General features: G+C 60.7%; 8 protein-coding genes. 2 read left to right on the top strand and 6 right to left on the bottom strand.

Annotated features, from left to right (window positions below; translation table 11 throughout):
• On the top strand, window positions 1-2,236 hold a 2,236-nt coding region (locus Q0341_RS03510; protein WP_299510596.1), incomplete at its 5' end, for a DNA topoisomerase III.
• A 193-nt stretch (window positions 2,237-2,429) separates the two neighbouring features.
• On the opposite strand, the gene Q0341_RS03505 is transcribed toward Q0341_RS03510, so the two are convergent.
• Entirely contained in the window at window positions 2,430-4,325 is a 1,896-nt protein-coding gene (locus Q0341_RS03505) for an acyl-CoA synthetase (protein WP_299510594.1), read from the bottom strand.
• A 184-nt stretch (window positions 4,326-4,509) separates the two neighbouring features.
• Between Q0341_RS03505 and Q0341_RS03500 the strand changes: the two genes are divergently transcribed.
• A complete protein-coding gene (locus Q0341_RS03500) occupies window positions 4,510-5,403 on the top strand; it encodes an NAD(P)-dependent oxidoreductase (protein ID WP_299510592.1) in 894 nt (297 codons plus the stop codon).
• A gap of 21 nt (window positions 5,404-5,424) precedes the next feature.
• Here the strand turns inward: Q0341_RS03500 and Q0341_RS03495 are convergent, their stop codons facing one another.
• Genes Q0341_RS03495 through Q0341_RS03475 form a run of 5 tightly spaced genes read right to left on the bottom strand, consistent with a single transcriptional unit; the run spans window position 5,425 to window position 9,662 of the window.
• Window positions 5,425-6,195 carry an ATP-binding cassette domain-containing protein gene (locus tag Q0341_RS03495; RefSeq protein WP_299510591.1) on the bottom strand — a complete coding sequence of 257 codons (771 nt, stop codon included), beginning with the start codon at window positions 6,193-6,195 and terminating at the stop codon, window positions 5,425-5,427.
• A gap of 41 nt (window positions 6,196-6,236) precedes the next feature.
• A complete protein-coding gene (locus Q0341_RS03490) occupies window positions 6,237-7,391 on the bottom strand; it encodes a succinylglutamate desuccinylase/aspartoacylase family protein (protein ID WP_299510590.1) in 1,155 nt (384 codons plus the stop codon).
• A gap of 39 nt (window positions 7,392-7,430) precedes the next feature.
• Window positions 7,431-8,150 carry an ABC transporter permease gene (locus Q0341_RS03485; RefSeq protein WP_299510589.1) on the bottom strand — a complete coding sequence of 240 codons (720 nt, stop codon included), beginning with the start codon at window positions 8,148-8,150 and terminating at the stop codon, window positions 7,431-7,433.
• Complete coding sequence (locus tag Q0341_RS03480) at window positions 8,151-8,852, bottom strand: ABC transporter permease subunit (protein ID WP_299510587.1); 702 nt, start codon at window positions 8,850-8,852, stop codon at window positions 8,151-8,153.
• Window positions 8,853-8,879: 27 nt separating this feature from the next.
• Complete coding sequence (locus Q0341_RS03475) at window positions 8,880-9,662, bottom strand: lysine/arginine/ornithine ABC transporter substrate-binding protein (protein ID WP_299510586.1); 783 nt, start codon at window positions 9,660-9,662, stop codon at window positions 8,880-8,882.
• Window positions 9,663-9,970 lie beyond the last annotated feature (308 nt).

Genomic DNA, 9,970 nt, shown 5'->3' with positions numbered 1-9,970 from the left:
TGCTGCAGGCACCTATCCGGGCAAGTGGTTCGACCCCAAGTGGCGCAAAGAAGAAGACGCCGAGAAGAAAGCCGACCGCAGATGGACCGCTGCCGAGGCGCAAGCCATTGTGGAGGCCGTGCGCGGCCAAACCGCCAGCGTGACGGAAGAGGCCACACCCACCACGCAGGCCAGCCCCGGCCTGTTTGACCTGACCAGCTTGCAGCGCGAAGCCAACGGCAAATTCGGCTTCTCGGCCAAGACCACGCTGGCCCTGGCGCAAAGCCTGTACGAGCGCCACAAGGCCCTGACCTACCCGCGTACCGACTCGCGCCACCTGCCCGAAGACTATGTGCCTGTGGCTAAGGACACGTTCGCGATGCTGGCCGACAGCGGCATGCGCCACCTGGCCCCGCACGCCCTCACGGCACTCAACAACAACTACGTGCGCAAGATCCCGCGTGTGTTCGACAACAAAAAGGTCTCGGACCACTTCGCCATCATCCCCACGCTGCAAGCGCCCAGCGGCCTGTCTGAGGCCGAACAAAAGCTGTATGACCTGGTGGTGCGCCGCTTCATGGCGGTGTTTTTCCCGAGCGCCGAATACCAAGTGACCACCCGCATCAGCGTGGCCGCAGGCCACAGCTTCAAGACCGTGGGCAAGGTCTTGGTCAAACCCGGCTGGTTGGCCATCTATGGCAAAGAAGCCGCAGAAGAAGTGGAAGACGCCAAGGACGGCGACAAAGGCCAGAACCTGGTGCCGGTGCGGCCGGGTGAGCAGGTCGGCGTGGACTCGGTAGAGGCCAAGGGCCTGAAGACCCGCCCGCCGGCACGCTATTCAGAAGCCACGCTGCTGGGCGCCATGGAAGGCGCGGGCAAGATGGTCGACGACGACGAGCTGCGCGAAGCCATGCAAGAAAAAGGCTTGGGCACGCCTGCCACCCGCGCCGCCACGATCGAAGGTCTGATCAACGAAAAATACATGCTGCGCGAAGGCCGCGAGATGATCCCGACGGCCAAGGCCTTCCAGCTCATGACGCTGCTGCGCGGCCTGCAGGTGGAAGAACTGTCCAAGCCAGAGTTGACCGGCGAGTGGGAATACAAGCTGGCGCAAATGGAGCAAGGCAAATTGAGCCGCGCCACCTTCATGGCCGAGATCGCGGCCATGACCGAGCACATCGTCAAGAAAGCCAAAGAGTACGACCGCGATACCGTGCCCGGTGACTACGCCACCGTCACCACCCCCTGCCCCACCTGTGGTGGCGTGGTGAAAGAAAACTACCGCCGGTACACCTGCACGGGTGCCGACGGTGCCAGCGAAGGCTGCGGTTTCTCGTTTGGCAAGACGCCTGCGGGCCGTACCTTCGAGCCGGCCGAAGTCGAGCAGTTCATGCGCGACAAAAAGATCGGCCCCCTGGAAGGCTTCCGCTCAAAAGCCGGTTGGCCTTTTGTGGCCGAGATGGCGCTCAAGTACAACGAAGAAGAGAAGAACTGGAAACTCGAGTTCGACTTCGGTGACGACAAGAAAAACGAAGAGAGTGGCGAGATCGTCGAGTTCACCGACGAGTCGCTGGGCGTGTGCCCTAAGTGCGGCAGCGCGGTGCACGAGCACGGCAGCAACTACGTTTGCAGCAAGGCCGTGCCAACGAATGAGCAGCCCACGCCGAGTTGTGACTTCAAGACCGGCAAGATCATCTTGCAGCAAACGGTGGAGCGCGAGCAAGTCGTCAAACTCTTGGCAGCTGGCAAAACCGACCTGCTCGACAAGTTCATCAGCAACCGCACACGACGCCCCTTCAAGGCCATGCTGGCCTGGAACCCCGAAGAGGGCAAGGTGACGTTTGAGTTTGAGCAGCGCGAAGGGGGCAAGAAATACCCGCCGCGCAAGACGGCAGCGACCAAAACACCGTTTGGCAAAGTGGCGGCTAAAAAGAGCACGGCCAAAACCGCTGCTGCCAAAACCGCCAAGTCGCCTGCGGCCAAAAAAGCAGCCAAACCTGCCGCCGAAAAAGCCCCACGCAAAGCCGCCGTGGGCACCCTCAAACCCAGCCCGGCCTTGATGGCCGTGATCGGCGATGGCACATACGCCCGCACCGAGGTGGTCAAGAAAATCTGGGACTACATCAAAGCCAACAACCTGCAAGACCCGGCAGACAAGCGCTCCATCAAAGCCGACGGCAAGCTGCAAGCGGTGTTTGGCAAGGACAGCGCCACCATGTTCGAGCTGGCCGGGATCATCGGCAAGCACCTGAGCTGAGCTTCGCCGAAGGGCTGCCCAAGCCCTGCAGCTTGAAGCTTGCGGTGCATCTTTTGTAGGTCGGTGCCTTCAGGTCCGACGTGCGGCAGGTGGACCACAGGCCTTTGAAAATCCCGCTGCGCGAGTGCATGCCACGTCGGGCCACAAAGGCCCGAGGAATGACGGGCATTCACACCATCCAGTCAGCCGAGGTTCAGGGCTCTTGACAATGAATCTGAACGGGCAAAGCTGAGAGCAAGGCTTTGAGCGGCGCCCAAGCGGCCAAAGGCGTTGCCCTTGCGTCAATCTCGACAGGCGCATCGCCCATGGCATGCACTTGCGGCCATTGCGTTGGGGCCAATGGCAAGGGCCCCATCACCTGATCGACCAAGGCCTGCACCACCGCGCCTGCCGCCAAGGTGCGCAGTTCGGGTTTGTAGATCTTGCCCACATTCGTCACCGGCATGCGGGGCAGCACGGTGATGGATTTGGGCTTGGCGGGGCCTTCGTCCACACGCTCGGCCGTGAAAGCGAGCAACTCGGCTTCGGTCACATGGCTGTCGGGCTTGAGGGTGGCAAAGGCCACGGGCAGTTCGCCCGCGTAGGCGTCAGGCGCACCCACTGCCGCACACAAGGCCACTGCTGGGTGCGCACCCAGTGCGTCTTCGATCACTTTGGGGTCGATGTTGTGGCCGCTGCGGATGATCAGGTCCTTGGCCCGGCCCGAAAGGTGCAGGCGGCCTTGCGTGTCGATGAAGCCCACATCACCCGTGATGAGCCAGCCGTCGGGTGTGAAACTGCGGGCTGTCTCGGCGGCGTCCAGATAACCAGAAAATAAATTCGGCCCTTGGTAAAGCACCATGCCTTTTTCGCCTGCAGGCAGGGCCTGCGTTGTGGCCTGGTCATCGCTGCTCAGCGCCACGATGCGCACACGTGCATGCGGCAAAGGCCAACCCACGCAGCCTGCGGGCGCGTTCAGCCCGGGTGGGGCCACGGTGCTCAGACCGGCGGTTTCGGTCATGCCCAGGCTCTCGTTGATGTGCAAACCGAAGGCTTGTTCAAAGCGCTGCGCCAGCTCGGGCGGCAGCGGTGCCGCGCCTGTGCGCACCGCACGCAGTGTTGAGATGTCGGCCCCCTGCAGCGGTACCCCCACCAATGCGGCCAGCACCGTGGGCACCCCCGACATCAGCGTGCAGCGGTGGTGGGCCACCAGCCGCCAATAGTTGTGCACCACCTCGCGGTTGCGAAACATGGCTTCGGTGGGAATGACCACATGCATGCCCACCGCCAGCGAGCACAAGGCCCCGGGCAACACGCCGGCTACATGGAACAGCGGGTAGCCGTTGATGGTCACGTCGCTCGCCTGAAAGCCCTGCATCGTGGCATTGGCCCATGCGGTGAACACCTGTGCGCCATGGCTATGCCTGGCCAGCTTGGGGGCTCCGGTGGTGCCACCCGTGTGAAAGTAAGCCGCGATGTCCGTGGGCTGAAAGACGCGTTGGCTGACCAGGTGCTCGTCCACCTGCGTGGCCCGTAAGGCGTGAAAGTCTTGGGCACCTGCAGGCAGCGGGTCACCTTTTTGAAGTGGGCCTCCGTCCGGGTTGACCAGCAACACCGTCTTCAAACCCGGCAACTGGGTTTGCAAGCGCAAGGCTTTGGCCCGCAGTTGGCTGTCGTCTTCAGAACCGTGCGCGATCAGCACTTTGGCGTTGCTGGCGCGCAGCAAGGACAGCAACTTCTCTTCGCTGAGTAAGGGGTTGAGCGGCTGCACAATGCCAGCCGCTTCGCCGCCCCAAAGCGCCAAATGGTAGGCCAAGCCACCGGGCAACAAAACGGCCACGGCATCCTGAGGGCCCACACCCAGCTGGTGCAGCAAATTGGCGGTTTGGTGGATGCCTTGCAGCAAGCTGCGGTAGGTCCAAATGGTGGACTTGCCACCGGGCAGGCCCGTGTGCAAAAAAGTCAGCGCAGACCGGTCGGCATGTGCCAGCGCGCTGGCTCGGATCAGCGCATAGGTGCTGGACCAGGGTACGGATTGGGCCAAGGGCGTGGCCTCAACATGGTGAAGATCGGCCAGCGATTGAATGGGGGATGAAACAGTCAGATGCATGCGCGATGGTAGCCACCGCCTGCCGGCGGCTTTGTCCCGCAGGTGGCAAAGGCGTTCTGGGGCACATTCTGAGCAGGCTTGTGCTGGGTTCAGCCCTGTGCAAGCCCAGCGGTGCACAAGCGACAGCGCCGCCCCGCGCTTTCTTTCAGAATAGCTGTTCCTTTCACCACACCAAAGAGACACCATGCAACACATCGGATTTATCGGCGCTTCGGGATTGATGGGCCATGGCATGGCCAAGAACATCCGGGCCAAGGGTTTTGACTTGTCGATTTCGGTTCACCAGCGCACCGCGCCCGTGCAGGACTTGCTTGCGGCAGGGGCGCAGCAGGTCAGCGCATACGCCGACTTGGCAGCTTGCGACGCGGTGCTGATTTGCGTGACCGGATCGCCGCAGGTTGAGGCGGTGGTGGCTGGGCCAGGGGGCATTTTGTCCAAGGCGCGTGCGGGCTTGATCGTCATCGACACGTCCACCAGCGAGCCCGAGTCCACCCGTCGCCTCGCGGCCTTGTGCGCCGCGCAGGGCGTGATTTACGTGGACGCGCCCCTGACGCGCACGCCCATCGAGGCCGAGGCGGGCAAGCTCAATTCCATGGTGGGCGCATCGCCCGAAGTGTTCGCCCGCATCGAGCCGGTGGTTCGCGCCTACAGCGAAAACGTGTTCCATGTGGGCGAGATGGGCTCGGGCCACGTCGTCAAGCTGCTCAACAACTTTGTGGCGCAGGCCATTTGCACGGCCACGGCCGAAGCCTTCGCAGTGGGGGCCAAGGCGGGCGTGGACCTGGACAAAGTGGTGCAGGTCATCTCGGCCGGCGGGGTCAATTCGGGCCTGTTCCAGCTGATGTCCAAAACCCTGCAGGGCGACTACGGCGCAATGAAGTTCGAGCTGAACAACGCGGCCAAGGATTTGCGGTACTACTCGCACCTGACCGAGAGCGTGAAGGTGCCCTCGATCATCGGCACCAGCGTGCACCAAGCGCTGAACACGGCCGTGGCTTTGGGTTATGGCAGCGAGATGGTGCCCTCGCTGGTCAAGGCTCAGGCCCAACTCAATCAGGTCAAGATCGGCCCGGCCTGAGGGCCTGAAGCCCGGCCTAATTTATTTCAGGTTGCCAGAGAGGAACTGCTGCAGGCGTTCGCTGCGGGGCTGAAACAGGATGTCGCGGGGCGCACCTTGCTCCTCGACACGGCCTTGGTGCAAAAACATCACTTGGCCAGAAACTTCGCGGGCAAATCCCATTTCATGGGTCACCACCACCATGGTGCGGCCTTCCTGCGCCAAAGCTTGCATGACCCGCAGCACCTCGCCCACCAGCTCAGGGTCAAGGGCCGATGTGGGCTCGTCAAACAGCATGACCTCAGGCTCCATGGCCAGTGCGCGGGCAATGGCCACACGCTGCTGCATGCCGCCAGAGATGTGCGCCGGGTAGTGCTGCATGGCTTGCACATTGAGGCCGACTTTGTCCAGGTAAGTTTGTGCACGCTCGCGCGCCTGGACTTTGCTCAAACCGAGTACCCGGATCGGCGCTTCCATGACGTTTTCGAGCACCGTCATGTGGCTCCACAAGTTGAAGTGCTGAAACACCATGCCCAAGCGGGTGCGCATGCGCTCCAGTTGCCGGGGCTGGGCCGCTTTGAGCATGCCGTCGGAAGCCAGGGTCAAGTCCATTGGCTCGCCTGCCACGCTGATGCTGCCGCTGTTGGGGCGCTCAAGCAAATTGATGCACCGTAAAAATGTGCTTTTGCCCGAACCACTGGAGCCGATGATGCTGATGACGTCGCCCGCATTGGCCGTCAGGGAAACACCTTTGAGCACTTCGTGCGTGCCGAAACTTTTGTGAATGTCTTGAACTTGGAGCTTGTGGCTCATGGGGGGTGCTCCGAATCAGATAAAGCTGCAACGCATAGGGTTCATGGGCCGAGCAAGGGGCCCAAGCGCCGGACGTTTTGGCCCGAAATCTTGGCCAACTCCATGCCCGTGGTGGTCCAGCGCAGGTTGTGCCGGGCATACAACACGCCATCGGTGTCGCTGCAAACGTCTTGGCTTTGCCCAGTCAAGGGGTTCACCACGCGCGCCACCACGTCGCCGGGCAAGACCCGATCGCCCGGAGCCTTCTGGTAACTGATGACGCCTGAGCACGGTGCCAACAGGTACTGCGAACCCGCCAGCGGGCTGGCCTGGCACTGCAACGCAGGCAGGCTTGTGTTGGCGTCGCCGCTGAGCACCCCCAAGTGCGTTAAAAAGGTCTGAATCGCCTGGCTGTCTTGTGCAGCCAAAGCATCATTCACATCGGTTTGCCCGCGTAACTCGACGGTGCTGCTCAGGCAGCCTTGGGGAATGGGGTGTGTCACTACAAAATCCGCACCGTGGCTGAGTGCCACTGATTCGCGCAACTGCCACCAAACCCCGCTGAGCACTTCGTCAAAGCAATGGCCACCTGTGCCGCGTGCCAGCAACACCGCTTGCGCGCCCAAGCCCCGGGCCAGTGGCAGCAAGCCGGCTTCGCATTCGGGCTCCATGTAAAGGTGGACCACGGCCTCAAAATCACAGTGCAGGTCGAGCACCACGTCGGCATCGCAAGCCAGCCCCATCAGGGTGTGGCGCAGGCTGTCCAGTTCGGTGGTGGGCGGGTGGCGTTGGAGCGCCGCGTGCATGGCTTGACGGATGATGTGGGCGTTGCGCTGTGCATCCGGACCCAGTTGGTCGGCCACATCATGGCCGCTTTCGCGCACCCAAGTGGCCAGCGCCGGGTAATGGCGGTTGAAGTTCTGGCCGCTGGCCATTTCAAAGCGGCCCATTTGCAGTTGCATCCAAGTTTGGTCCAGCCCAATCGGGTTGGCCAATGGCACCAACACCACTTCACCTTGCAACTGCCCGGCCACCTCCGCCGCTTGCAACCGTTGGCGCAAATGCTGGAGCACCAACATGCCCGGCAACTCGTCGGCGTGCAAGCTGGCCTGCAGGTACACCTTGGGGCCTCGGCCCGGCACCCCAAAATGCCAACTGCTGAGGCTGCGCGAGGTGCCGCAAGCGGGGGAAATCAGAGGGTGATGTTGTGTGTCCATGGCAGTTGGCAGCGTGAATACAAGCGAGACTCGCAACCCTTAAACGTTTGCCTGGCGCGGGCGCAAATGGGCCAGCCAGCGTTTTTCAGCCAAACGAAACAGCATGACCAACACCAAGGTGAGCGACAGGTAAATCAGGCCTGCGGTGATGAAGGCCTCAAAGGGCAAGTAAAAGTCCGAGTAAATCGAGCGCGCAGCGCCGGTGATGTCCAACAACGCCGGCACCGCACTGGCCAGCGAGGTGCTGTGCAGCATCATGATCACTTCGTTCGAATACCCTGGCAAGCTGCGGCGCAGGGCCGAGGGCAACACAATGCGGCGCAGACAAGCCCAGCGGCTCAGTCCGCAGGCGCGAGCGGCCTCGATCTCGCCCGGTGGCACATGCCGGATCGAGCCGGCCAGCAACTCGGTGGTGTAGGCGCAAGTGTTCAGCGAGAACGCCAAGGCCGCACAAAAGAAAGGCTCTTTGAAACCACTCCACAAGAAGGAGTCGTCCCAGCGGTTCTGGATGTATTCCAGTTGCCCCAGGCCGTAATAAATCAGGTACACCTGTATCAGCAGCGGGGTGCCGCGCATCACATAGGTGAACAGCCACACCGGACCGCGCAACCCCAGACGAGGAGATACACGCGCCAAGGCCAAAGGCAAAGACAGCAAGCCCCCCAGAACCAAGCAAACCAGCAACAGCGTTAGCGAGTTGAGCGTGCCTTCCCAAAACAAGCGCAGACTTTCGGGACGCAAGATGACGTCAAATTCCATCTAAGCTTGCTCCCGCCCCGCACCCATGCTGTATTTCTTTTCGAGCCAACCCAGCCCCCACATCGACACCGTTGTCATGGCCAGGTAGATAAAACCAGCAAAGACCAAAAACAACAGCGAGGCATTGGGCACTTCGCCCCGTGCAGCCGCCCCGGCCTGTTTGGCCAGGTAGGTCATGTCTTGCAAACCCAGCAGCGACACCAGCGCGGTGGACTTCATGAGCACCAGCCAGTTGTTGGTGAAACCTGGCAAAGCCAAGCGCACCATTTGCGGCAAGGTGATGCGCCAAAACACCTGCCAAGGGCGCAAGCCAAAGGCCATTCCAGCCTCCATTTGCCCTTTGGGAATGGCCAATATCGCGCCACGAAACGTCTCGGTCATGTAGGCGCCATAGATGAAACCAATGGTCAACACCCCGGCGGTGAAGGGGTTGATTTCGATGGGACCGAAATCGCCCAAGGCTTCTAAAAGGTGGTTCAGGCCGATTTGGCCACCGTAAAAAATCAGCAGCATCAGAACCAAATCCGGTATGCCTCGGATCACCGTGGCATACCCATTGGCCGCCCAGATGGCGGGCTTGCTGTTAGACAGTTTGGCCAAGGCCCCCGCCATGCCCAGCAACACCGCCACCAACAAAGACGCCAACCCGACCTGAATGACGAGCAGCGAACCCTGCAAGATGCTGAGGATGTAAGGCGTCATGCGTACAGGCGCGCTGCTGGCCGGAGATCACTGACCCCAAAGGTCAACGCCGGGCACAAACTCTTCGGAAATCTTCTTCCAAGTGCCATCGGCACGGATGTCACCAATGGCTTTGTTCAAAGCGGCTTTCAGGTCATTGTTGCCTTTGCGCAAAGCCACGCCAACGCCTTCGCCGAAATACTTCTTCATGCTCAACTGTGGCCCCACAAACACATGGTTTTTGCCATCAGGTGTGCTCAAAAAGCCGCCCTCGACTTCGATCACATCGGCCACGGTGCCATCCAGGCGTCCGGCTTTGATGTCCAAATAAACCTGGTCTTGGGCGTCATAGCCCACCACGCTCACACCAGCAGGCGTCAACTCGCCTTTGGCGTATTTTTCTTGGGTCGAGCCTTTGAGAACACCGATTTTCTTGCCCTTCAAGCTGGCGGGCGAGCCGTCGGTCTTGATGTCTTTGTGAACCACAATTTTGGAAGATGTTTTGTAGTACTTGCTGCTGAAGTCCACCTGCCGCAAACGGTCTTCGGTGATGGACATCGAAGAAACGATGGTGTCGTACTTCTTGGCCATCAGGCCGGGGATCATCGCGTCCCACTGCTGCTCCACAAATACGCACTTGGCCTTGATCTTGGCGCACAAGGCTTCAGCGATCTTCACGTCAAAGCCGGTGGGCTTGCCATCTGGGGTCTTGTAGGTGAACGGCTTGTAAGTGGGGTCAATCGCGACGCGGATTTCTTTCCAGTCCTTGGCCGAAACTGAAAAGCTGGCGGCCATGACCATGGCACCCAAAAGCAGTGATTTTTTGAACATGAAAGGAAACTCCCTGGAGGTATTGACTGTGCGCAGAAGTCATTTGCACACATAAAAGCACGCCCGTGCGCACGATTTTGAACAAATGAGCATATCACCGCAGAAGACGTCCAAAGACCCGTGTTTCCACTTAAATAAATTAAATAGTATTTAAAAAATTCCAACTACGCGCCATGCGGTCTTTGTGCAGGGGCATGCAAACCCCGGACGGCTTTGCTTGGTTTAGCGACCCACCACCTGCGCCATTTCCAGGCACTTGTTCGAGTAACCCCACTCGTTGTCATACCAGGCCACCACCTTGATGAAGG

Origin of the sequence: uncultured Limnohabitans sp., from assembly GCF_937889215.1 — a bacterium.
Lineage (GTDB): Bacteria > Pseudomonadota > Gammaproteobacteria > Burkholderiales > Burkholderiaceae_C > Limnohabitans_A.
The sequence above is the reverse complement of the archived record's forward strand: the minus strand, read 5'-3'. Positions and strand labels throughout refer to the sequence as shown.

What these genes read in the sequence shown, in the direction of transcription:
- Q0341_RS03505 (WP_299510594.1), bottom strand. Translation starts at nt 4,325, where the DNA reads ATGCATCTGACTGTTTCATCCCCCATTCAATCGCTGGCCGATCTTCAC.
- Q0341_RS03500 (WP_299510592.1), top strand. Translation starts at nt 4,510, where the DNA reads ATGCAACACATCGGATTTATCGGCGCTTCGGGATTGATGGGCCATGGC.
- Q0341_RS03495 (WP_299510591.1), bottom strand. Translation starts at nt 6,195, where the DNA reads ATGAGCCACAAGCTCCAAGTTCAAGACATTCACAAAAGTTTCGGCACG.
- Q0341_RS03490 (WP_299510590.1), bottom strand. Translation starts at nt 7,391, where the DNA reads ATGGACACACAACATCACCCTCTGATTTCCCCCGCTTGCGGCACCTCG.
- Q0341_RS03485 (WP_299510589.1), bottom strand. Translation starts at nt 8,150, where the DNA reads ATGGAATTTGACGTCATCTTGCGTCCCGAAAGTCTGCGCTTGTTTTGG.
- Q0341_RS03480 (WP_299510587.1), bottom strand. Translation starts at nt 8,852, where the DNA reads ATGACGCCTTACATCCTCAGCATCTTGCAGGGTTCGCTGCTCGTCATT.
- Q0341_RS03475 (WP_299510586.1), bottom strand. Translation starts at nt 9,662, where the DNA reads ATGTTCAAAAAATCACTGCTTTTGGGTGCCATGGTCATGGCCGCCAGC.